At 72.6% G+C, this 21240-nt stretch carries 24 protein-coding genes and 1 pseudogene; 12 read left to right on the top strand and 13 right to left on the bottom strand.

What is annotated here, in order from left to right; translation table 11 throughout:
• Positions 1-102 precede the first annotated feature (102 nt).
• Positions 103-1024: pseudogene (locus tag ACPXBU_RS10560) on the bottom strand (ADP-ribosylglycohydrolase family protein).
• A gap of 73 nt (positions 1025-1097) precedes the next feature.
• On the opposite strand from ACPXBU_RS10560, the gene ACPXBU_RS10555 reads away from it, so the two are divergent.
• The gene (locus ACPXBU_RS10555) at positions 1098-1787 is read left to right on the top strand and encodes a response regulator transcription factor (protein ID WP_355028791.1); all 690 of its coding nucleotides are present in this window, start codon (positions 1098-1100) and stop codon (positions 1785-1787) included.
• Positions 1788-1816: 29 nt separating this feature from the next.
• Positions 1817-3220 carry a HAMP domain-containing sensor histidine kinase gene (locus ACPXBU_RS10550; protein WP_393367681.1) on the top strand — a complete coding sequence of 468 codons (1404 nt, stop codon included), beginning with the start codon at positions 1817-1819 and terminating at the stop codon, positions 3218-3220.
• Between the two features lie 223 nt (positions 3221-3443).
• Here ACPXBU_RS10550 and ACPXBU_RS10545 read toward each other — a convergent pair whose 3' ends face one another.
• Both ACPXBU_RS10545 and ACPXBU_RS10540 read right to left on the bottom strand, forming a co-directional pair.
• The gene (locus ACPXBU_RS10545; protein WP_425757898.1) at positions 3444-4466 is read right to left on the bottom strand and encodes an adenosine deaminase; all 1023 of its coding nucleotides are present in this window, start codon (positions 4464-4466) and stop codon (positions 3444-3446) included.
• A complete protein-coding gene (locus ACPXBU_RS10540) occupies positions 4463-5257 on the bottom strand; it encodes a trans-aconitate 2-methyltransferase (protein ID WP_425757897.1) in 795 nt (264 codons plus the stop codon). Before ACPXBU_RS10540 ends, ACPXBU_RS10545 begins: the two co-directional genes overlap by 4 nt.
• A gap of 82 nt (positions 5258-5339) precedes the next feature.
• Between ACPXBU_RS10540 and ACPXBU_RS10535 the strand changes: the two genes are divergently transcribed.
• Together ACPXBU_RS10535 and ACPXBU_RS10530 are read left to right on the top strand one after the other, a co-directional pair.
• Positions 5340-6323 (top strand): aldo/keto reductase, encoded by a 984-nt coding sequence (locus ACPXBU_RS10535; RefSeq protein ID WP_425757896.1) that lies wholly within the window; start codon positions 5340-5342, stop codon positions 6321-6323.
• Positions 6324-6473: 150 nt separating this feature from the next.
• Complete coding sequence (locus ACPXBU_RS10530) at positions 6474-6668, top strand: hypothetical protein (RefSeq protein WP_387194818.1); 195 nt, start codon at positions 6474-6476, stop codon at positions 6666-6668.
• A gap of 124 nt (positions 6669-6792) precedes the next feature.
• On the opposite strand, the gene ACPXBU_RS10525 is transcribed toward ACPXBU_RS10530, so the two are convergent.
• The 7 genes from ACPXBU_RS10525 to ACPXBU_RS10495 form a co-directional block, all read right to left on the bottom strand.
• Positions 6793-6996, bottom strand: coding sequence for a cold-shock protein (locus ACPXBU_RS10525; RefSeq protein WP_030338233.1), 204 nt, complete (start codon positions 6994-6996; stop codon positions 6793-6795).
• A 287-nt stretch (positions 6997-7283) separates the two neighbouring features.
• Entirely contained in the window at positions 7284-7556 is a 273-nt protein-coding gene (locus ACPXBU_RS10520) for a DUF4235 domain-containing protein (protein ID WP_357202603.1), read from the bottom strand.
• The gene (locus tag ACPXBU_RS10515) at positions 7553-7927 is read right to left on the bottom strand and encodes a DUF3618 domain-containing protein (protein WP_393367674.1); all 375 of its coding nucleotides are present in this window, start codon (positions 7925-7927) and stop codon (positions 7553-7555) included. The genes ACPXBU_RS10520 and ACPXBU_RS10515 overlap by 4 nt, the downstream gene beginning before the upstream one ends.
• Positions 7924-8358, bottom strand: a complete 435-nt coding sequence (locus ACPXBU_RS10510) for a phage holin family protein (protein WP_393367672.1) — start codon at positions 8356-8358, stop codon at positions 7924-7926. The genes ACPXBU_RS10515 and ACPXBU_RS10510 overlap by 4 nt, the downstream gene beginning before the upstream one ends.
• 314 nt (positions 8359-8672) lie before the next feature.
• Positions 8673-9860 (bottom strand): mechanosensitive ion channel family protein, encoded by a 1188-nt coding sequence (locus ACPXBU_RS10505; protein ID WP_425757895.1) that lies wholly within the window; start codon positions 9858-9860, stop codon positions 8673-8675.
• A gap of 83 nt (positions 9861-9943) precedes the next feature.
• Positions 9944-10765: a DUF1206 domain-containing protein gene (locus ACPXBU_RS10500; protein WP_425757894.1), complete on the bottom strand. Its 822-nt coding sequence runs from the start codon at positions 10763-10765 to the stop codon at positions 9944-9946.
• Between the two features lie 59 nt (positions 10766-10824).
• Positions 10825-11190, bottom strand: coding sequence for a hypothetical protein (locus ACPXBU_RS10495; protein ID WP_425757893.1), 366 nt, complete (start codon positions 11188-11190; stop codon positions 10825-10827).
• 97 nt (positions 11191-11287) lie between these two features.
• Here ACPXBU_RS10495 and ACPXBU_RS10490 point away from each other — a divergent pair, with 97 nt between their 5' ends.
• Both ACPXBU_RS10490 and ACPXBU_RS10485 read left to right on the top strand, forming a co-directional pair.
• Positions 11288-12514 carry a cysteine desulfurase-like protein gene (locus ACPXBU_RS10490; RefSeq protein WP_425757892.1) on the top strand — a complete coding sequence of 409 codons (1227 nt, stop codon included), beginning with the start codon at positions 11288-11290 and terminating at the stop codon, positions 12512-12514.
• Complete coding sequence (locus ACPXBU_RS10485; protein ID WP_425757891.1) at positions 12511-12798, top strand: GNAT family N-acetyltransferase; 288 nt, start codon at positions 12511-12513, stop codon at positions 12796-12798. The genes ACPXBU_RS10490 and ACPXBU_RS10485 overlap by 4 nt, the downstream gene beginning before the upstream one ends.
• A gap of 9 nt (positions 12799-12807) precedes the next feature.
• Here the strand turns inward: ACPXBU_RS10485 and ACPXBU_RS10480 are convergent, their stop codons facing one another.
• Positions 12808-14298, bottom strand: coding sequence for a glycoside hydrolase family 3 protein (locus tag ACPXBU_RS10480; protein ID WP_425757890.1), 1491 nt, complete (start codon positions 14296-14298; stop codon positions 12808-12810).
• Positions 14295-14435 carry a hypothetical protein gene (locus tag ACPXBU_RS10475; RefSeq protein ID WP_393367660.1) on the bottom strand — a complete coding sequence of 47 codons (141 nt, stop codon included), beginning with the start codon at positions 14433-14435 and terminating at the stop codon, positions 14295-14297. The genes ACPXBU_RS10480 and ACPXBU_RS10475 overlap by 4 nt, the downstream gene beginning before the upstream one ends.
• A 79-nt stretch (positions 14436-14514) precedes the next feature.
• Between ACPXBU_RS10475 and ACPXBU_RS10470 the strand changes: the two genes are divergently transcribed.
• The 4 genes from ACPXBU_RS10470 (at position 14515) to ACPXBU_RS10455 (ending at position 18018) form a co-directional block, all read left to right on the top strand.
• On the top strand, positions 14515-14640 hold the full coding sequence (locus ACPXBU_RS10470; protein WP_334628212.1) for a hypothetical protein: 126 nt from the start codon (positions 14515-14517) through the stop codon (positions 14638-14640).
• Positions 14641-14739: 99 nt separating this feature from the next.
• Positions 14740-15690: a TIGR03557 family F420-dependent LLM class oxidoreductase gene (locus tag ACPXBU_RS10465; RefSeq protein ID WP_425757889.1), complete on the top strand. Its 951-nt coding sequence runs from the start codon at positions 14740-14742 to the stop codon at positions 15688-15690.
• Positions 15691-15795: 105 nt separating this feature from the next.
• Positions 15796-17427, top strand: a complete 1632-nt coding sequence (locus tag ACPXBU_RS10460) for a RecQ family ATP-dependent DNA helicase (RefSeq protein WP_425757888.1) — start codon at positions 15796-15798, stop codon at positions 17425-17427.
• An 87-nt stretch (positions 17428-17514) separates the two neighbouring features.
• A complete protein-coding gene (locus ACPXBU_RS10455; protein ID WP_387175506.1) occupies positions 17515-18018 on the top strand; it encodes a hypothetical protein in 504 nt (167 codons plus the stop codon).
• Here the strand turns inward: ACPXBU_RS10455 and ACPXBU_RS10450 are convergent.
• A complete protein-coding gene (locus ACPXBU_RS10450) occupies positions 18008-19600 on the bottom strand; it encodes an MFS transporter (RefSeq protein WP_425757887.1) in 1593 nt (530 codons plus the stop codon). The genes ACPXBU_RS10455 and ACPXBU_RS10450 overlap by 11 nt on opposite strands.
• Before the next feature lie 82 nt (positions 19601-19682).
• Between ACPXBU_RS10450 and ACPXBU_RS10445 the strand changes: the two genes are divergently transcribed.
• Together ACPXBU_RS10445 and ACPXBU_RS10440 are read left to right on the top strand one after the other, a co-directional pair.
• Positions 19683-20444, top strand: coding sequence for a TetR/AcrR family transcriptional regulator (locus tag ACPXBU_RS10445; RefSeq protein ID WP_425757886.1), 762 nt, complete (start codon positions 19683-19685; stop codon positions 20442-20444).
• Between the two features lie 358 nt (positions 20445-20802).
• Positions 20803-21210, top strand: a complete 408-nt coding sequence (locus ACPXBU_RS10440) for a helix-turn-helix transcriptional regulator (RefSeq protein WP_425757885.1) — start codon at positions 20803-20805, stop codon at positions 21208-21210.
• Positions 21211-21240: the final 30 nt, after the last annotated feature.

Here is a 21240-nt window from a genome sequence, read left to right as displayed (position 1 = left end):
CAGGCCAGGCCGCACGGACAGGCCAGGCCGCACGGACAGGCCAGGCCGCACGGACAGGCCAGGCCGCACGGACAGGCCAGGCCGCACGGACAGGCGCGGTGGTCAGGGCAGCCAGGTGGGTAGCGGCTCGCGGGCGGCCAGCCACGACGCGCGCACCCCGCCCGCGGTGCCGACGCCGGTGTACGCCGCCACCACCCCCCCCGGCGATGGCGGCCGTGGTGTCCATGTCCCCACCTGCCCGTACGCACGTCCGGATCGCTGTCGGATAGTCGTCGAGGTGGGTGGCGGCCACCCAGAGGGTGAACCCGACGGTGTCCTGGGCGGTCACCCGGGAGCCGTTGCCGAGTTCCGCCACCACCCGGTCCACTGGTCGGCCGAGCAGCCCGGCCGCCCGGTTCACGCTCCGGTGCACCTCGGTGCCCGGGTCGAGCGTGGCGGCGATGCCGGCGAGCAGGCGCTCCGGGGCCGGCCGGTGACCGTCGAGGCGGCCCCGGGCGGCCAGGGCGGCGGCGACGGCCACCGCGACGGCGCCGGCGATCCCCTCGGGGTGCGCGTGGGTCACCTCGGCCGAGGCGCGGGCCTGGGCGGCGGCACGCGCGGTCGAGTCGGCGAAGTACGCGCCCAGCGGGCCGACCCGCATCGCCGCGCCGTTGCCGCAGGAGCCCTGGCCGTCGAAGGCGGACGCGGCGGCCAGCGGCCACGGGGTGCCGGTACGGATCAGCTCCAGGATCGCCGTCGCGCCGGCCCCGTAGCCCCGGTGCGGAGCACACCGCTCGGCGAAGGCCAGGGCCAGCCGGTCGGGGTCGATGCCGCCGGAGTGGGCCAGCTCGGCGAGGACCGAGCAGGCCATCTCGGTGTCGTCGGTCCACTCCCAGGGGGCCGGCGGCAGTGCGCCCGCGGCGAGATCCGAGGGCGCTGCCCGCGGCAGGAAGTACTGCGCGCCGAGCGCGTCGCCGGTGGAGAGACCGGCGAGGCTGTCTCGGGCGAGCGACAGACGGGCATCGACGAACAGGGTGAACGACATCGTCGTACCAGCTTGCCCGCTCGCCAGGCACGTCGCAATGCGATCAACTTGCCAGGCCAAGTACGGTCTTGTCGTGGCCTCCGTGCTCCTGGTCGAAGACGATCACGTCGTACGCGGCGCGATGCTGCGGTCCCTCACCGACCGGGGGCATGCCGTGCACGCCGTGGGTACGGCGTTGGACGCCCTGCGTCGGGTCGCGGCGGAGACACCCGACCTGGTGGTGCTGGACCTCGGCCTGCCCGACCTGGACGGCTCGGACGCGCTGCGGATGCTGCGGGGCATCACCGACATCCCGATCATCATCGCGACCGCCCGGGACGACGAGCAGTCGGTGGTCAAACTGCTGCGCGCCGGCGCCGACGACTACATGGTCAAGCCGTTCACCGGGGCGCACCTGGACGCGCGGATCACGACGGTGCTGCGACGGGCCGGACGGGCCAGTCGGACGGTGCAGCCCGCGGTGCACAGTGTGGGCGGGCTCCGGGTGGACGTGGGTGAGCGCAGCGCCCAGCTCGACGGGGAGCCGCTGGCGCTGACCCGTAAGGAATTCGACCTGCTGGCCTATCTCGCCGCACGACCCGGGCGGGTAGTGTCCCGCCGGGAACTCTTGGAGGAGGTATGGCGGCAGCCATCGGTCGGCGAGGATCAGACCATCGACGTTCACCTGTACTGGCTCCGCAGAAAGATGGGCGAGTCCGCGGCGAAGCCGCGCTACCTGCGCACCGTGCGGGGGGTCGGATTCCGGCTGGTGGCACCGGACTGAGGACGGCGCTGGCCCTGCTCACGGCCGGCATGTGCAGTCTCGTCGCGCTCGCGTTCCTGATCCCGCTCGGGCTCAGCCTGCGGGAGCAGAGCCGGGACGAGGCGATCGCCGACGCGGCCCGACGCAGCGCGTTGGTCACCGGCGCGCTGGCGGTGAGCACCGATCCGGCGGTCGTCGAGCGGGCCGTGGTGGCGAGCGCCGAGGGCGCGCCGACGCGGCCCGTGGTGCACGGTCTGGGTCTGGACGAGTCCGCCGGCCGGGCCACCGGTGGCGACCTGGACCGGGTCCGGGCCGACCGGCGGTCGCGGGTCGTCGACGTGGACGGGGGCGTGCTCCGGCTGGACCCGGTCGTGCTCGGTGACCGGACGGCAGTGGTCGAGGTGTTCCTCCCGGACTCGACGCTCGGCGAGGGCGCCGGTGGCACCTGGCTGCTGCTGTTCGCGGTCGGCGCGGCGATGGCCGGCGCGGCGGTGCTGGTGGTCGATCGGGTCGCCGCCCGCGCGGTGGATTCGACCCGGGGTCTGGTCCGGGCCGCGCTGTCCATCGGCGACGGCGACCTGGGCGTACGCGTCGAGCCGACCGGTCCGCGCGAGTTGGCCGAGGCCGGGTACGCCTTCAACCGGATGGCCGACCGGCTGGACGCGGCCCGCACCGACGAGCGGGAGCTGGTGGCGGATCTGTCGCATCGACTGCGTACCCCGTTGACGGTGCTGCGGTTGGACGCGGAGGCGTTGGAGTCCGACGACACGAGCGTGGGGTCGTTCAGCCCGGCGGAGCTGGACCGGCTTCGCGGCATCCGGCGGATCCGGCAGGCGATCGTCACCCTGGAGGGTGAGATCGACGTGTTGATCAAGACGACCCGTAAGTCGGTGGCGCTCGAGGCCGGGCCGGCGATGTGTGACGTCAGCGAGGTGGTCCGGGACCGGATGGTGTTCTGGGCGGCCCTGGCCGGCGACCAGAACCGGCCGCACCGGGTGAACGGCGCGCAACTGCGCATCCCCGCGCCGGTGCCACGGGCCGAGTTGGCCGCCGCGCTGGACGCGGTGATCGGCAACGTCTTCCGGTACACGCCGCAGGGCACCGCGTTCGAGGTGGCCGTGTCCCGGCGCGACGGGTACGTGGCGATCCGGATCGACGACGCAGGCCCCGGCATCGCCAACCCGGACCGGGCGCTGCGCCGGGGCACCAGTGACCAGGGCTCGACCGGGCTCGGCCTGGACATCGCCAAGCGGGTGGCGTTGCAGGCCAACGGGTCGGTGAGCATCGACCGGGCCCGGTTGGGCGGGGCGAGCGTGGTGATGCTGCTCGCCGATCCGGAGGCGACGCCGCGGCAGGTCAGCCGCTTCGGTCTGGTCGGCCGGATGGCACGCGACGCCCGGGACACCAAGGGCGCCGGGCGTCGCTGGCCGCGCCAGCGCCCCACCGACGACTGACCGGGTTGTGGCCCGTCGCAAGTCTTCCTTAGATCGCGGTTAACGAGCGGGCTGGACCGGCCGCGGGCTGACAGGATCAGAACGCGAACCCACCAGTTTCACCGGTCGAGCGCCTTCGCGCACCCACGGCCGGTGAAGCCGCGCGCGCGGCGGGAGTCACAGGTCCCCCCACACCCACGCTCCCGCCGCGCGCCCCGCTCCTCCGGACCCGCCCCTCGCTCGCTCAGCCGGTGGTGGCGAGGTACGCGTCGATCTCGGCCGTGATCCGCTGCTTGCCGTCGGCGTCGAGGAAGGACGCGGTCACCGCGTTGCGGGCCAGCCCGGCCAGGCCTCCGGGGCCGACCCCGAGCAGGCGGGCCGCCACCGCGTACTCGTCGTTGAGGGTGGTGCCGAACATCGGCGGGTCGTCGGAGTTGATGGTGACCAGCAGCCCGGCCTCGACAAGCCGGGGCAGCGGGTGCTCGTCGAGGGTGGCCACCGCCCGGGTCCGGACGTTCGACGTCGGGCAGATCTCCATGCCGATCTGCCGCTCGGCCAGGTAGGCGAGCAGCTCCGGGTCCTGCGCGGCGGAGATGCCGTGCCCGATCCGCTCGGCGCCCAGCTCGTGCAGCGCGTCCCAGACGGTCTGCGGTCCGGTGGTCTCCCCGGCGTGCGGCACCGAGCGCAGCCCGGCGGCGCGGGCCTGGTCGAAGTAGGGCCGGAACTGCGGTCGGGGTACGCCGATCTCCGGGCCGCCCAGACCGAAGCTGACCAGCCCGTCCGGGCGCTCGTCCAGGGCGATGCGCAGCGTCTCCTCGGCCGCGGGCAGGCCCGCCTCGCCGGGGATGTCGAAGCACCAGCGCAGCTCGATGCCGAAGTCGGCCGCCGCGCGCTTGCGGGCGTCCTCGATGGCCTCGCAGAACGCCGGCGCGGGGATGCCCCGTCGCACGTGCGAGTACGGGGTGATCGTCAGTTCCGCGTACCGGACCTGTTGGCGGGCCAGCTCCCGGGCCACCTCGTGGGTGAGGATCCAGACGTCCTCCGGGTCGCGGATGAGGTCGACGACGCTCAGGTAGATCTCGATGAAGTGCGCGAAGTCGCGGAACTCGAAGTAGGCGGCGAGGGCTTCCGGGTCGGCCGGCACGGGAGTGCGTCCCTCGTGGCGGGCGGCCAGCTCGGCGACGATCCGGGGCGAGGCGGAGCCGACGTGGTGCACGTGCAGCTCCACCTTGGGCAGGCCGGCGATGAAGGCGGACGGGTCGGTCACGGACTCTCCTCTGCACGGTCGCCGGTGCGGGCGACGACGAAGACGCGGCGGAACGGGAAGTACACCTGACCCTGCCGGACCGGGTAGGCGGCGGTGAGGCGTACCCCCAGCTCGGCCCGGAAGGCCGACCAGCCGGCGGCGTCCAGCGCGGCCCGGACCGGACGCAGCGCGGTGCCTTCCATCCAGGCCAGCACCGGGTGGTCGCCGGTGGGCCGGGCGGGCAGCAGGTGCACGTAGGTAGTCTCCCAGGCGTCCACCGCGCAGCCGGCGGCGGTCAGCAGTGCCGCGTAGTCGGCCGGATCGTCGACCGGGTCGGCGCGCAGCAGCGGGGCGACCACGGCCCGCCAGGCCGGCAGGCCGGCGACCTCGCGCAACGCGCGGTGGGAGGGTGCGGCGAAGTTGCCGGGGACCTGCAGGGCGAGCCACGCGGCGGCGGGCAGTTCGGTGGCCCAGCGACGGAGCAGCTCCTGGTGGCCGGGCACCCACTGGAGCGCGGCGTTGCTGACCACCACGTCCTCGTCGCCGGTGGGATGCCAGTCGCGCAGGTCGGCGACGGCGAAGTCGACAGGAGCACCGAGGGCGGTGGCCCGGTCGATCATGTCGGGCGAGGAGTCCAGGCCGCGCACCCGGCTCGTCGGCCAGCGTTCGGCGAGGGTGGCGGTGAGCTGGCCGGGGCCGCAGCCGAGGTCGACCACCGCGCGGGGCCGGTCGGCGGGGATCCGCGCGACCAGGTCGTGGAACGGCCGGGCTCGCTCGTCGCCGTAGCGCAGGTAGGTCGTCGGATCCCACATCTCTGCCTCCCAAACCGTACGTCCGTCTTGCTACCGTACGGCTCGCGTGGCAGGCTGGCAACCCGATCACTAGGCTCGGGGCATGGAACAGCGCAGCTTCAACCGGCTCGGCCGGACCGTCGGGGCGGTCGGCCTGGGCGCCTGGCAACTCGGCGCAGACTGGGGCACCGTCAGCGAGGCCGACGCGATGGCGGTGCTCGCCGCCGCCGTGGAGGACGGGGTCACCTTCCTCGACACCGCCGACGTGTACGGCGACGGCCGCAGCGAGCAGCTGATCGGCCGCTTCCTGCGTACCCGACCCGACGCCGGGCTGACCGTCGCCACCAAGATGGGCCGTCGCGTCGAGCAGCGGCCGGAGGCGTACACCCTGGACAACTTCCGGCAGTGGACCGACAGGTCCCGGGCCAACCTGGGCATGGACACCCTGGACCTGGTCCAGCTGCACTGCCCACCCACCGCCGTCTTCTCCTCCGACGAGGTCTTCGACGGCCTGGACACCCTCGTCGCCGAGAAGGCCATCGCCGGGTACGGGGTCAGCGTCGAGACCTGCGACCAGGCGCTCACCGCGATCGCCCGGCCGGGGGTGGCGAGCGTACAGATCATCCTCAACGCGGTCCGCCACAAGCCCCTGGAGCGTGTCCTTCCGGCGGCCGCCGCCGCGGGGGTGGGCATCATCGCCCGGGTGCCGCTGGCCAGCGGCCTGCTCTCCGGCCGCTACGACGAGCACACCGAGTTCCCCGCCGACGACCACCGCAACTACAACAGGCACGGCGCGGCCTTCGACGTCGGGGAGACGTTCTCCGGGGTCGACTACGAGCGGGGCCTGGCCGCCGTACGCCGGCTGGCGCCGCTTGTCGACGCGGACCGCACGATGGCGCAGTTCGCCCTGCGCTGGGTGCTGGACCAGTCGGGCGTCACAGTCGTCATCCCCGGCGCCCGCGACGCGGAGCAGGCCCGGCGCAACGCCCAGGCGGCGGCCCTGTCGCCGCTCACCGACGGCCAACTGGCCGCCGTACGCGAGATCTACGACGAGCTGATCCGCCCGCAGGTGCACGACAGGTGGTGACCGGCACGCCCGGGGCGCTCGCGCCGCGCCGCCCCGAGCAGCGATGCTAGGGCGTGTGTCGAAGCCTTCGGTCCGGCGCAGGCCGGCCAGGGGCTTTGACACGCGCCCTAGACGACGGCGTGCCGCTCCGGGCGGCGGAGAGGGGATGCGATGAGGGGCTGGCTTTCGCTCACCCTCGGCCTGTTGGCCGTGGTGATCGGTGCGGTGTGGACGGTGCAGGGCCTCGGCTACGTCAGCGGCAGCGTCATGACCGACGAGAAGATCTGGGCGGTGATCGGCCCGCTCGTGGCGTTGGCCGGGCTCGTGGTGCTCTGGCTCGGCCTGCGCTCGCGCCGCCGGAACTGACCCGCCGGTCCACACTGGCACCGGCCCCACCACGGGCAAAGCCCCGTATCCCGAAAGGGATACGGGGCTTCGCAACGACCCGGACCGAATCGTCCCGCCGGCCGGCCGGAGCCGACCGTCTCACTCAGATGGGACGGACCTGCTCGGCCTGCGGGCCCTTCTGACCCTGTGCAATCTCGAACTCCACCCGCTGGTTCTCCTCCAGCGAGCGGTAGCCGCTGGTCTGGATGGCCGAGAAGTGGACGAACACGTCAGCACCCCCACCATCGACGGTGATGAAGCCGAAGCCCTTGTCAGCGTTGAACCACTTCACGGTTCCCTGAGCCATGTGTATCTCCTTCTAAAACTGGTGGCCGTGCACGCCGTGCGGCCAATTGGCCGTTTTCGAGCAGCGGCGTCTGAGGCGGCCCCACGAAGGAGACTTCTCTCAACCCACGCCATCTCGCAACAGCGTGGAACAGCAAATCACGGAGGCAAAAAGTCTGTCACGACCTCTGCGACGAATTTCTCCGACATGTGACCTGACGGATGCCTCAGTTCCGCTGGGCGGCGTCGGAAGCCATGCGAAAGCCCCCTTCCCATGGATGCGGGAAGAGGGCTGACGTCGTCGGGTGGTCAGTCCGGCCAGCTGCCGGTCATCCGGCGGACGCCGACCGCCCCGCCCCGGTCCACAGCGGCCCGGACGACCGCGAAGATGGCCCCCTGCAACGCCGCGGCGGCCAGGATCTCGCCCCAGCCGCGATCCTCGTCGGTGGCGTTGGGCGCCTCACCGTCGCCCGCGGTGACCTTCCAGACCTGCCGGAAGATCGCCCCGGCCACCGTCCCCGCGGCGATACCCAACAACACGCCGACGGGCCGGTACGCGACCCTGCCGATTTTCTTGCTCACCTACGCCTCCCCCGCACGATCATCAACACCACCACTGTCGCCACCGCACCGGCGGCGACAACCGCCCACGGTACCGGGTTGCGGCGTACCAACTCGCCCTTGTCGTGCGCCTGCGCGCGCACCAACCCGCCCTTCTCGTAGGCCTGCGCCCGCGCCATCCCGGCGCCCCGCACGGCCTGCCCGCGAACCCGGGCGACGGTCTGCGCCGCCTGCTCGCGCATCCGCTCCTTCGCCTGCTCGGCGGACTCCCTGAGACGGGCCTTGACGTCGGCCTTGGCGGCCAACGCCTCCATCGTCTCGCCCAACTCGACACGGGTGCGACGGATCTCCTCGCGGAGGGCCTCCGTGTCGCCGGTCCCGTTGCCCGTCATTGCCGCCCCCTGTCCTTCACCGCGGCGGTGACGGTGTCCATGTCGGCCCGGAGGCTGCGGACCGTGGCCGCCGGCACCGGCGGGACGGCCCGACTGACCTGTTTCTTGCCCACCAGGGCGAGAACGCCGGCCACCAGGAAGCAGGCCACCGCCACGATCAGCGCGGCGGCCCAGGCGGGCAGCACCAGGTCGAGCAGCAGGATCGCCGTGGCGACGAGCGCGCCCAGGCCGAAGAACGCCAGCGCGCCGCCGCCGCCGAACAGACCGATCCCGATGCCCGCGTGCTTGCCCTTCTGGGTCAACTCCGCCCGGGCCAGCGTCAGTTCGTCCCGGATCAGGCGAGAGACCTGCTCGGTGGCCCGCTGTACCAACTCTGCGGTGGAGGGCTCGCTCCCGTTGTGGGATGTGCGGGCGTTCGCCACGTCAGCCATGCTGTCCTCCTTTCCCTATCACCGCGCTGTATGCCCGGAGTTGCCGCCCGTCAATCCTAAAACGCGACGAGCGGCCCACCGTTCCCGTTGTCCGAACGCCGCGCCGACAGACCACTCCGCAGGCATCAGAGATGTCCGGCAGCACATCCCCCACCCAAGCCCGAACAAACCTCTCAACCCGCCCGAGCCCACCCGACACCCGCGTTGATCATGAGGTTAGCGGCACGACACGCCGATGGCGGCGGCAATAACCTCATGATCAACGCGGGTTACCCCGGGGGGTGGGGAGGGGGGTGGGGGGTGGGGTGGGTGGGTTAGGTGCGGGCTTCTTCGGGGCCTACGAAGGCTTCGCTGCGGGCGTCGCCGTCGTCGCTGCCGCCGAAGACGCGGGCGTCGTCGGGCGCCTCGGTCTCGGACGGACGGCGTGCCGGCCGCCGCGGCTGCACCCACTGCCAGGGCAGGTTGCTGTTGGCGTCGCCCAGCTCGGTACGCAGTCGGGGCATCGCCGTCGGGCGGTTGTCCCGGATCCAGGCGACCAGGTGCTCCCGGACGAGACAGCGCAGGTCCCACAGGCTGCCCGCGTCGGCGGCGCTGACCAGAGCCCGCAACCGGACCGTCCCGCCGGTGGCGTCGGTGACCTGCAGGACGCAGACCCGCCCGTCCCACAGCTCGGTGCCCTCGACCAGGCGGCGCAACTCCTCGCGCATGGTCTGCACCGGCACCGCCCAGTCCACGTCGAACTCGGCGGTGCCGAGCACCGCCGCCTCGGTACGGGTCCAGTTCTGGAAGGGCTTGCTGGTGAAGTACGAGGTGGGCAGGATCAACCGGCGGTCGTCCCAGATCTGGACCACGACGTAGCTGAGGGTCAGCTCCTCGATCCGACCCCACTCCCCCTCCACGACGACCACGTCGTCGAGCCGAACGGCGTCGCTGAAGGCGAGTTGGAGGCCGGCGAAGACGTTGCCGAGCAGGCTCTGCGCGGCGAGCGCGGCCACCACACCGACCACACCGGCCGAGGTCAGCACAGCGGCGCCGATACCACGCACGCTGGGGAACGTCATCAGCATCACACCGACGGTGAGGATGACGATCACCGCGATGGTCAGTCGGCGCAGCATCACCACCTGGGTCCGGACCCGGCGGGCGTGCCGGTTGTCCGGTACGTCGACCCGGAACCGGGCCAGCGCGGTGTCCTCCACGACGACCAGCAGGGAGGCGACCAACCAGGCGGTGGTGGCGATGACGCCGAGGACGAGCAGGTGCAGCAGCAGCCGCCGCCAGCTCTCGCCGACCGCGTACCCGGTGCTGAAGCGGACGGCGAACTGCACGGCGACGACCACGCCGGCGACCTGGAACGGGCGGTGCGCGTGGTCGGTCAATTCGGTCAACAGCAGTGACCGGCGGCCGAACCGCCGGGTGAGTCGGTGGACGATCTCCACCAGGAACAGGGCGACCGCCGCCGCGACGAACGCGGCGACGGCCGTTTCGAGGTAGTTCCGCACGGCTTCGATGCTCCCCTTCGACAAGGCGTCGGGCACTCCGGGCAAAAGCCCAAGAGTGCCCGACGGCCCGCGTATCGACCAGCTCAGACCTTGCGGTACCGGGACTGGAGGAAGCAGTAGACGCCGAAGCAAGCGATGCCCAGGGCGACAAGGGTCAGCAGGAACACGCCGTACGACTGCTCGCGCAGCGCGTGCAGGGCGGCGTCCAGACCACGGGCCTTCTCCGGGTCGTAGTTCACCGCCGCCACGATGACCAGCAGACCGGAGATGCCGTACGCGACACCCTTGGCGATGTAGCCGGCCATGCCCAGCCGGCGGGCGAGCTGGCGGGTCTTCGGGCTCATCTCGCCCTTCTTCAGGTGCTTCTCGAACCGCTTGACCGCCCCGTAGATGACCAGGCCGACACCGATCGCGGCGAGCACCAGCCCGGCCAGGCCGACAAGCCAGCGACCACCGCTGGAGGTCATCAGCTTGCCGGTCAGGGCCTCCTGCTGGTCGGCGCTGTTGGAGCCGGCGTCCTTGAACACCTTGAAGGCGGTCCAGGCGAAGTAGAGGTAGACGATGGTCCGGCCTGCCGAGGCGAGCCGTTCGGTGACCCGCTCCTTGCCGCGCTCGGCGCGGTGCCCGACCGCCGCCTCCAGCGCCTGCCAGATCGCCATGGCGAGCAGGCCGACCGCGACGGCGATCACCAGGAACTTGCCGAGGGGCTGTGCGGAGAGGGTACGCAGCGCGCCGGACTGGTCGCCGTCGTCGGACGACGTGCCGAACGCGATCTGCAACGCCAACCAGGCGAAGAGCAGGTGGACGATGCCGTAGCCGATGAAGCCGGCCCGGGCGAGAAGTTCCAGCCACCGGCTGTCCGCCGTACGGGAGGCGGTGGCTTCGGCGCTACGGGTGAGTGACATGGCGTCACAATCTCCGATTTCGGAGATTCCCAAACGTCGGCCACCGCCACCCGCCCAGGTCAGCTGCCCGGGTTGCGGGATACGCGGATCTTGACCTGCTGGTCGGTCACGCTGTCCAGGGTGACCGCGAAGCCGCCGGCCTCGGCGGCCTGCTGCCCCATGGTGAGGCTGAGCTGCTCGCCGGCGACCTCGACGGTCACCTGGTCACCCTCGGCCCCGACCAGCTTGGCCTCGACGCCCAGGATGGTGGTCCTCGCGTCGACACCCCGCTCGAAGGTGACGGTACAGGCGTCCACCGCGCAGTCGGTGGAGGCGCCCTGGGAGCTGCACCCGGCGAGCACGGCGAGGCCGAGCGCCAGACCGGCGAACAGACCGGCGGCGCGGCGGACAGGGGGAATGGGCATGGTGGCGGATCGGTTCGTCACCTCGCCAAGAGTACGAGACGGTCGCGACGCCCCCGCCCGTTGGTGATCCACCCGCCGGCCGGCCGGGGTGGCCGGAGCACCGGCTAGGGTCCGGGACATGCCGTTCGACATCGCCCGCACCCGGGCCGCCTACCCCGCCCTGACCGAGGGATTCGTGCACTTCGACGGGGCCGGGGGCACCCAGACCGCGATCGGTGTGATCGACGCGGTCACCGATGCCATGCGGACGGCCGTCGGCAACCGCAGCGCCGCGTTCGTACCGGGTCGCCGGTCGTTGGAGCTGGTGGCCGGAGCCCGCGCGGCGGTGGCCGACCTGCTCGACGCCGACCCGGCCGGGGTGGTGCTGGGCCCGAGCGCCACCGCGCTGACGTACACCCTGGCCCGCACGCTCGGCGCGACCTGGCGCCCGGGTGACGAGGTGGTGGTGTCCCGGCTCGACCACGACGCGAACATCCGGCCGTGGGTGCAGGCCGCCGAGGCGGCCGGCGCGACGGTGCGCTGGGCCGAGGTCGACAGGCACACCGGCGAGCTGCCCGCGGCCCAGTACGCGGACCTGGTCGGCGAGCGGACCCGCCTGGTCGCGGTGACCGCCGGCAGCAACGCCATCGGCACCGTTCCGGACGTGCCGGCGATCGCCAAGACCGCGCACGCGGTCGGCGCGCTGGTCTGCGTCGACGGGGTGCACTCGGTGCCGCACGGTCCGACCGACCTGGCCTCGCTCGGCGCCGACGTGCTGGTCACCAGCGCGTACAAGTGGTCCGGGCCGCACCTGGCGGCGATGGTGGCCGACCCGGCCCGGTGGGCGGCGTTGCGCCCGGCGAAGCTGGTGCCGTCCTCCGACGCCGTGCCGGACCGGTTCGAGTACGGCACCCCGAGCTTTGCGCTGCTGGCCGGCGTGACCGCCGCCGTAAACCACCTGGCGGGGCTGGACCCGGACGCGGTCGGGGACCGGCGGGCGCGGGTGCGCGCCGGGCTGGCCGCCGCGCAGGCGCACGAGGAGGCGCTGCTGGACCGGCTGCTCGCCGGGCTGGCGCGGCGGCCCGCGATCACCGTGTACGGCTCGCCGGCGCGGCGCTGCCCCACCGTGTCCTTCCGGGTCGCCGGGATGTCGCCGGCGGCCACCCAGCAGGCGCTTGGCGACGCCGGGTTCTGCCTCTCCGTCGGCGACTACTACGCCTACGAGTACTTCCAGGTGATGGGTCTGCGCGACAGCGGCGGCGCGGTGCGGGCCAGCATCTACCACTACAACACCGCCGACGAGGTGGACCTGTTGCTCGCCGAACTGGACGCGGTGGTCGACGGTGCGGGGAGAATGGCCGGATGAGCACCCTGGTCGAGGACAACCCGGCGAAGCACCGCTTCGAGATCCTGGTGGACGACGCGCTGGCCGGCTTCACCGCGTACCTGATGCGCGGGGAGGTCCTGGTCTTCACGCACACCGAGGTGGACCGGAGCTTCCAGGGCAGGGGCGTGGGCAGCACGCTGATGCGGGGCACGCTGGACCAGGTCCGCGCCCAGGGCGCCACGGTGGTGCCGCAGTGCCCGTTCATGGCCGCGTTCATCGACAAGCACCCCGAGTACGCCGACCTGGTGGCCGACCTGCCGTAGGCGCTCGGCTCAGCGGGCCCCGGTCAACACCTCGGCGGCGGCCCGGCCACTGGCCCGGGTCGCGCCGTGGGTGGCCAGGTGCACCGCACCGGTGACCACCTCGGGCACGCCCAGCTCGACCACGACCGCGTCGGGCCGGGTCGCGAGAGCCCGTCGCACGGCGGCGCGCATCCAGTCGTGGCGGTGCAGATCCCGGACCACCAGGACCAGTGGGCGGGCCTCCGCTCCGGCACCCGGGTCGGCCGGCACGTCGGGTTCGGCGTAGCGGACCGTGCTGGTGCCGGGCAACAGCTCGCCCAGCGGCGCGCCGATGCCCCACGGGGTCTCCGCGCCGATGGCGATGTTGCGCAGCGGCTCGAACTCGACGACGTGCGCCGCGCGGGTCAACGGCAGCGCGTCCGGCGCGGTGCCGGTGGCGGTGACCCGGACGGCCCGACGGGCGGCGACGAGCCCGACGTCGGCGGCGCCGCGTGCGCCGGCCGGACCGGTGGTGCGTGCGGCCGTCGTCCAGGCGGCGAGTTGGCCGACGCGCTTGGCCGCCTCGGCGAGGCGCTCCTCGGGCAGCGCACCGGACACGACGGCTGCCACGATGGCGTCGCGCAGTTCGAGGGCCGCCTGCTCGTCGGCCCGTTCGCCGCCGATACAGATCGCGTCGGCCCCGGCGGCGAGGGCGCGGACGGTCGCCCCGGCGAAGCCGTACCGGTCGGCGACCGCGCGCATCTCCATCGCGTCGGTGACCACCACGCCAGAGAAGCCCAGCTCGTCGCGGAGCAGCCCACCCAGGATGCGCTGGCTCAGGGTGGCCGGCAGGTGCGGGTCGAGCGCCGGCACCAGCAGGTGGCCGGTCATCACCGCCTGCACCCCGGCGGCCACGGCGGCGCGGAACGGGGCCAGTTCGCAGGCGTCCAGCCGGGCCCGGTCGGCGGTGATCCGGGGCAGGTCGTGGTGGGAGTCGACGCGGGTGTCGCCGTGCCCGGGGAAGTGCTTGGCGCAGGCCGCCACGCCGCCGGCCTGGAGCCCGCGAACCCAGGCGGCGGTGTGCCGCGCGACCAACGCCGGGTCGGCGCCGAACGAGCGGACGCCGATCACCGGGTTGGCGGGGTTGGAGTTGACGTCGGCGTCCGGGGCGTAGTTGAGGGTGACCCCCGCCGCGGCCAGCTCGACGCCGAGGTCCCGGGCGACCGCCTCGGTCAGCTCGGGGTCGTCGACCACCCCGAGGGCGAAGTTGCCGGGCCGGGAGCTGCCGTGGGCCGACTCGAGTCGGGTGACGTCGCCGGCCTCCTCGTCGATCGCCACGATGACGTCCGGACGTTCGGCGCGCAGCGTCGCGGTGAGTGCCGCCACCTGCTCGGGGTCGACGACGTTGCGGGCGAAGAGCACCACCGAGCCGAGGCCATCGCCGAGCCAGCGGCACACCCAGGGTGGCGGGGTGGTGCCGACGAACCCGGGTTGGAGGACGGCGGCGGCGAGGGCCGGGAGGTGCCCGGTGGGTGTGGTCACGCCACCGCCTCCTGGCGCTCGACGTCGATCACCGGCGTCGGTGCGCCCCCGTCGGCCCACTGGTTGCGCTCGCTCATGCGGCCCCCGTACCCCATCTCTCCCGCGCCCTCGGCGCACCGCCACCGGCAGGCGGTCATGACATGGTCACACCGGGCGATTCAATAGTCAATAAACCTTACAGTTGCCTGGCGGCCCGATCCCCGGGAGAGTGCGGGGATGGACCCCGCCCTGCTGGCCGACGCGACGAGCCCGGCCGACATCCCCGGCGTACGCCTGCTCGGCCTGGTGGTCGGCGCCCTGCTGCTGCTCGCCGCGATCCGGGCGATGTTCGGCAAGCGCTGAGCGTCCCGCACCGATCCCGGCCCGGCGCGCCGTGTGTGGCCGACCGCGACCGGGGTACGGCATTCCCCATCAGCAGGTCCGCGTGCCGAAGGGGAAACCATGAAGATCGGATATTTTCTGTCCAGTGAGGAGTTCACGCCGGCCGAGCTGCTGGAGCAGGCGCGCGGTGCCGAACGGGCCGGCTTCGAGGCGCTGTGGATCTCCGACCACTACCACCCCTGGGTGGACGCACAGGGCCAGAGCCCGTTCGTCTGGTCGATGATCGGCGCGCTCAGCCAGGTCTGTTCACTACCGGTGACCACCGCTGTGACCTGCCCGACGGTACGGATCCACCCGGCCGTGATCGCCCAGGCGGCGGCGACGAGCGCGGTGCTGCACGGCGGGCGCTTCGTGCTCGGCGTCGGCACCGGCGAGGCCCTCAACGAGCACATCTTCGGCGACGCCTGGCCGTCGGCCGACGTCCGGCTGGAGATGCTGGAGGAGGCCGTCGGGGTGTTGCGGGAACTGTGGGGCGGCGGCTTCGTCAGCCACCGCGGCACGCACTACACAGTGGAGAACGCTCGGATCTACACGCTGCCCGACACCCCGCCGTCGATCTACGTCTCCGGCTTCGGCCCGAAGGCCATCGACCTGGCCGCCCGGATCGGCGACGGCTATGTCAGCACCATGCCCGACGGCGACATGGTCCGCCGCTTCCGCGAGAACGGCGGCGGCGACAAGCCGTGCCAGGCCGGCTTCAAGGCGGCGTACGCCGACAGCGAGGACGAGGGCGTCCGCATCGCGTACGAGCGCTGGCCCAACGCCGGGGTGCCCGGTGAGCTGTCCCAGGTGCTGCCCTCGCCGCGGCACTTCGAGCAGGCCGCCGAGCTGGTCACGCCGGACATGGTCAAGGAGGCGTTCGTCTGCGGCAACGGCGTCGACGCGCACCTGGAGATGATCGACAAGTACGCCAAGGCCGGCTTCGACGAGGTCTACGTCGCCAACACCGGCCCGCACTACCAGGGCCTGTTCGACCTCTACCAGCGCGAGGTGCTGCCCCGGCTGCGCTGAGTCCGGGATCAGCCGAACCGGCTACCCGGGAACCTGGCCGATGCCCCGCCCATGACCGTCCGAATGTGTTTCGGCGGTCATGGGCTCGGGTACCTCCGGCCCTCGATGAAACTGTCCACGCATTCGATGACGTTGCGCCGCGCGGCCCGCAGCCTTTTCGGCTGGAAGGCGCTGCGGCCCAACCAACTGGCCGCCATGCGCGCGGTGATGAAGCGACGTGACGCCCTGGTGGTGTTGCCCACCGGCGCCGGCAAGTCGGCCATCTACCAGATCCCGGCCAGCCTGATCCCCGGCCCGACCGTGGTGATCTCCCCGCTGCTGGCCCTCCAGCAGGACCAGATCGCCTCGCTCAACGAGCGGCAGCGCCCGGAGCTGCGGGCGGTGCGGATCAGCTCGAACGAGTCGCCCAACCAACAGGCCCAGGCGATCACCGAGGTCCGCGAGGGCCGGGCGGAGTTCCTGTTCATCACCCCTGAGCAGCTGAGCAACCCGGAGCGGATGGCGGAGGTCGCGGCGCTGAAACCGGCGCTCGTGGCGATCGACGAGGCGCACTGCATCTCGGCCTGGGGGCACGACTTCCGGCCCGACTACCTGGCGCTCGGACACCTGATCGACGGCATCGGCCGGCCGCCGGTGGTCGCGCTGACCGCCACCGCGTCCCCGCCGGTACGCGACGACATCATCGCCCGGCTGCGGCTGCGCGACCCGGAGGTGGTGGTCTCCGGGCTGGACCGGCCCAACCTGTTCATCGAGGTGGCGCACTGCCCCGCCGAGGACTACCGGTGGCGGCGGCTGATGACGCTGCTGCGCGACGAGGGACGGCCGGGGATCATCTACGTGCCGACCCGCCGCGCGGCCGAGGAGTTGGCCACCCGGCTGACCGACGCCGGCTTCCCGGCGCAGTTCTACCACGGTGGGATGCCGGCCGGCGCGCGCGCGGACCTGCACGAGGCGTTCCTCGCCGACCAGGTCCCCATCATGGTGGCGACCTCGGCGTTCGGCATGGGCATCGACAAGCCGAACATCGCCTGGGTGGTGCACATGGCACTGCCCGACTCGCCGGACAGCTACTTCCAGGAGATCGGCCGGGCCGGCCGCGACGGGCAACCGGCCCGGGTGCTGCTGCTCTGGCGGGCCGAGGACGTCGGCCTGCAACGCTTCTTCAGCGGCGGCCTGCCGGACGCGGACGAGCTGCGGGACCTGGCCGCGCTGCTGCGCCGCAAGCCGGCCACCAAGACCGAGCTGCGCGAGACCACCGGCCTCGGGCCGCGCAAGCTGGGCCAGTATCTCTCCCTGCTGGAGCAGATCGGCGCGGCCGAGCCGCGGGCCCGGCAGCGCATCGGCGCACCGCGCTACTCCCCCGCCCCGACCGAGGCCGCCGCGGCGGCGCTGGCCGAGGCGGAGCGCCAGCAGACGGTGACCCGCTCCCGCACCGACATGATGCGGGCCTTCGCCGAGACCAACTCCTGTCGGATGCAGACCCTGCTGGCCTACTTCGGTGAGCAGATGACCGAGGTCTGCGGGCACTGCGACAACTGCCACGCCGGCACCAGCGTCGCCGACCAGGGCGCGGTCGGGCCGTTCCCGGTGCACAGCCACGTGCGTCACCCGGAGTGGGGGCCCGGCATGGTGCTCTCCTACGAGGAGGACAAGATGACGGTCCTCTTCGAGGAGGTCGGGTACAAGACGTTGTCGGTGCGCGTGGTGTCCGAACAGGGCCTGCTGACCCTGGACTAGCCTGACCCGGGCACCGGTTCCGGGCCCGGTGGATCGACAAGCAGAGCATCGATTGACCAAGCAGAGCAGGGCGGAAGGGGCGTTGCCGTGATCGAGCAGCCGGCGTACACCGGGTTCGGTTTCTCCGACGGGGAGTGGGGGTTGCTTGTCGGCCTGCCGCAGTCGGTGCTGACCGCGGCGAGCGCCGCCGAGTCCGACGGCACCCGCCGGACCATGGCGGAGAACGCGGCCGGGCTGGAGACCATCGCCGCCGGCCGGGAGTCGGCCAGCCCGCTGGTCGCCGCCGTGGCCGGCGAGATCGTCACCCGGGTCGGTGACCCGGACACGGGCGAGGAGTTGCCGGCCATCGCGCCCGCCGACCCGGGGGCGTACATCGACGACGTGCTGCTGCGGGCCGGCGAGGCCGGCGCGTTGCTGGCCGCGCGGGTCGACGAGGGTGAGGCCGGCGCGTACAAGCACTGGCTCGTGAAGATCGCCGAGCAGGTGGTGGGCGCCGCGTCCAGCGGTGGGCTGCTGGGCATCGGCGGCGAGTCGGTCAGCGACTCCGAGCGGCGCTTCCGCGACCGACTCGCGCACGTGCTCACCGACTGACCGACGACAACGAGGCATCGGCCGGACCGGCCGGCTCGGCGGCGAGCGCCGTGGGGTCGGCCGGCTGGACGCCGCGCAGCGTGACCAGGGCGGCGACCGCGCCCGCCACCATCGCCACCATCGCGGCCATCGCGGCCAGGTGCATCCCGTCGGTGAACGCGAACCGGGCCGCGTGCAACACCACGTCGCGCAGGTCGGCGGGGAGCCCCTCGGCCACCGCCAGCGCACCGCCCAACGTCTCCCGCGCCGTGTCGCGGGCGTCCGCCGGCAGCTCGGCGGGCAGCCCGTCCAGGACCTCACGCCGGTAGACCGCCGCGCCCACGCTGCCGAGGATCGCCATGCCCAGCGCGCCGCCCAGTTCGCTGCTGGACTCGGTGAGCGCCGACGCGACACCCGCCTGCTCGGGCGGCGCCGCGCCGAGGACCAGCTCGGTGACGAGCGACATCACCATCACCAGGCCACCCGCGTAGACGCTCGCGCCGACGAGCAGCACCCACAGCGCCGACTCCGGCGTGACCTGGGTCAGCAGCACGAAACCGAGCACGGCGATCGCGAACCCCGCGCCGATCAGGTACGCCCGCTCGACCCGCCGGGCGAGCACGGCGGCGGCCGGCGCGACCCCACCCACGGCGAGCGACGGCACCAGGCTCCACAGTGCCGCGCGCAGCGGGCTCAGGCCGAGCACCAACTGGAGGTGCTGGGTGGTGAAGATGGCGAAGCCGACGATGGCGAACATCGCCAGCAGGTTGACCGCGAGCGACCCGGCGAAGCCAGGGCGGCGGAACAACCCAAGGTCGATCATCGGGTACGCCCGGGTCCGCTGCCGGTGCAGGAACAGCGCGCCCACCAGCAGGCCGGCCACGATGACGAGCACCCGCGGCGCGGTGACGCCGTCGCGAGCCATCTCCTTGATGCCGTAGATCACCGGCAGTAGCGCGCCGAGCGACAGCGCGGCGCTCAGCAGGTCGAACCGCCCGGTGCTCGGGTGGCGGAACTCGGGCACCAGGAGCGGGACGAGCAGGAGCAGCATCAGCATCGCCGGGATGTTGATCAGGAAGATCGAGCCCCACCAGAAGTGCTCCAGCAGGATGCCGCTGAGCACCGGCCCGATCGCGATGCCGCCGGTCAGGGTGGCGGTCCAGATGCCGATCGCGGTGCCGCGCTGCTTGACGTCGTGGAACATGTTGCGCACCAGGGCGAGGGTGGAGGGCATCAGGGTGGCCCCGCCGACGCCGAGCACGGCGCGCGCGGCGATGAGCGTGGCGGCGCTGTCGGCGTACGCGGCGAGCAGCGACGCCGCCCCGAACGCGGTGGCGCCGATGAGCAGGAGCCGGCGGCGGCCGATGCGGTCACCGAGAGCGCCCATGGTGATGAGCAGCCCGGCCAGCACGAAGCCGTAGATGTCGAAGATCCAGAGCTGCTGGGTGCCGGTCGGGCTCAACTCCGCGCTGATGAACGGGACGGCGAAGTAGAGCACCGACACGTCCATCGAGACCAGGAGCAGCGGCAACATCAACACCGTGAGCCCGATCCACTCGCGTCGGCCCGCCCGTGGTGCCGGTGTGGTGGTCGTCGTCGTCATGATCGATTCCCCTCTGCGTATGGCGTACGCTGTTATGCGTAGACCATACGCAGAACTAGGATGGCCGGGCAAGGAGGAAAATGTGGCGGCGACGACAGACGACAGCGATCCGGTGCTCCCACCGGCCATCGAGAGCGCGTGGGGGCTGCGGGAACGACCACCCAAGGGCCCTCGGCCGGGAATGAGCGTGCCCGCCATCGTGGACGCCGCCGTCCGGGTGGCCGACGCCGACGGCCTGGCTGCCGTCTCGATGAGCCGGGTGGCGAAGGAGCTGGGCGCCGCGACCATGGCCCTCTACCGGTACATCGGCTCGAAGGACGAGCTGCTGCTCCTCATGGTCGACGCCGGTTACGGCCCGTCGCCCGGCCCGCCCCCGCCGGAGACCGACTGGCGCGCCGGGCTGACCCGGTGGGCCTGGGCCGAACACGACGTGCTGCGGCAACGATTCTGGCTGCTGCACGTGCCCATCACCGGCCCGCCGATCACCCCGCAGCAGCTCGGCTGGATGGAGGACGGGCTGCGCTGCCTCGACGGCACCGCGCTCACCGAGGGCGAGAAGATGTCGACGCTGCTGTTGCTCACCGGGTACGTCCGCAACGAGGCCACCCTCGCGTCCCAGATCGCCGAGGGCAGTCGGGCGACAGGCGCCGACCCGAGCGAGATGATGCCGGCGTACGGCCGGCTGGTGGCCCGACTCATCGACTCGACCCGCTTCCCGGCCCTGCACCGGGTGCTGGCCGCCGGCGTGCTCAACCAGGACGACGACCCCGACGACGAGTTCGTCTTCGGCCTGGATCGGATCCTCGACGGCGTCGAGGCGCTGATCCAGCGTCGAGCGGGCTGAGAGAGTCCGATGCTACCGAGAGACACCATCGACACCACGGTCCTGCCACCGGGTGAACGGTTCGGCATGTGGCTGGACCTGGTGGCGCGCACCTCGGCACCGCTGCGCATCCGGTCCGCGCACAGCGGCGACCGCAGCGAGATCCTGGCCGGCGAGTTCACCTTCTACGACGCGTCCCGGCCGCACGACGTGCGCCACCACGCGACCGAGCCGGAGCGGGACCAGGCCACCTCGATCATCACGATGATCCCGCACACCGCGCTGCCGCTGCCACCACAGCGGATGGCCGCCCTCTACGGCGGCCGGATGTCCGGCAGCGAGGGCATCGGGGCGCTGCTGGCGCAGTTTTCTGCTCCAGGTGACCGGGCACCCCGAGCAGTACCACGCCGCCGACGCCAGCCGGCTCGGCGCGGTGGGGCTCGACCTGGCCACCACGATGCTCGGCCGGCACCTCGTCGCCGACGCCCACCACATCTCGGTGCGGTCCCTGCACCGGTTGTTCGAGGCCGAGGACACCACTGTGGCGTCGTACATCCGGGATCTGCGGCTGGCCCGGTGCCGGCGCGACCTGACCGACCCGGCGCTGCGCAGTCTGCCCGCGCAGGCCGTCGCGGCGCGGTGGGGGTTTCCCGACAAGGCCCACTTCAGCCGGGCGTTCCGGGCCGCGTACGGCATCACCCCACAGGAACACCGCGACGGTGGCTCGGATTTGGCGCGGATCCTCAACCGCAAGGCATCCACGGTCAACTCGCTGCCGGCAGACTGACACCAACGCGGCCGGCCATCGCCAGGTGGG

The organism is Micromonospora sp. DT231, assembly GCF_049847025.1.
GTDB lineage: Bacteria > Actinomycetota > Actinomycetes > Mycobacteriales > Micromonosporaceae > Micromonospora.
This window is presented reverse-complemented; position numbering and strand designations above follow the sequence as displayed.

Bases quoted from the DNA above. Each gene is read 5' to 3' on its own strand.
- ACPXBU_RS10540 (WP_425757897.1), bottom strand. From the start codon at position 5,257: ATGTGGGATCCGACGACCTACCTGCGCTACGGCGACGAGCGAGCCCGG.
- ACPXBU_RS10500 (WP_425757894.1), bottom strand. From the start codon at position 10,765: ATGTCACTCACCCGTAGCGCCGAAGCCACCGCCTCCCGTACGGCGGAC.
- ACPXBU_RS10485 (WP_425757891.1), top strand. From the start codon at position 12,511: ATGAGCACCCTGGTCGAGGACAACCCGGCGAAGCACCGCTTCGAGATC.
- ACPXBU_RS10535 (WP_425757896.1), top strand. From the start codon at position 5,340: ATGGAACAGCGCAGCTTCAACCGGCTCGGCCGGACCGTCGGGGCGGTC.
- ACPXBU_RS10515 (WP_393367674.1), bottom strand. From the start codon at position 7,927: ATGACGGGCAACGGGACCGGCGACACGGAGGCCCTCCGCGAGGAGATC.
- ACPXBU_RS10490 (WP_425757892.1), top strand. From the start codon at position 11,288: ATGCCGTTCGACATCGCCCGCACCCGGGCCGCCTACCCCGCCCTGACC.
- ACPXBU_RS10465 (WP_425757889.1), top strand. From the start codon at position 14,740: ATGAAGATCGGATATTTTCTGTCCAGTGAGGAGTTCACGCCGGCCGAG.
- ACPXBU_RS10525 (WP_030338233.1), bottom strand. From the start codon at position 6,996: ATGGCTCAGGGAACCGTGAAGTGGTTCAACGCTGACAAGGGCTTCGGC.
- ACPXBU_RS10475 (WP_393367660.1), bottom strand. From the start codon at position 14,435: ATGACCGCCTGCCGGTGGCGGTGCGCCGAGGGCGCGGGAGAGATGGGG.
- ACPXBU_RS10530 (WP_387194818.1), top strand. From the start codon at position 6,474: ATGAGGGGCTGGCTTTCGCTCACCCTCGGCCTGTTGGCCGTGGTGATC.
- ACPXBU_RS10510 (WP_393367672.1), bottom strand. From the start codon at position 8,358: ATGGCTGACGTGGCGAACGCCCGCACATCCCACAACGGGAGCGAGCCC.
- ACPXBU_RS10450 (WP_425757887.1), bottom strand. From the start codon at position 19,600: ATGACGACGACGACCACCACACCGGCACCACGGGCGGGCCGACGCGAG.
- ACPXBU_RS10550 (WP_393367681.1), top strand. From the start codon at position 1,817: ATGTGCAGTCTCGTCGCGCTCGCGTTCCTGATCCCGCTCGGGCTCAGC.
- ACPXBU_RS10460 (WP_425757888.1), top strand. From the start codon at position 15,796: ATGAAACTGTCCACGCATTCGATGACGTTGCGCCGCGCGGCCCGCAGC.
- ACPXBU_RS10470 (WP_334628212.1), top strand. From the start codon at position 14,515: ATGGACCCCGCCCTGCTGGCCGACGCGACGAGCCCGGCCGACATCCCC.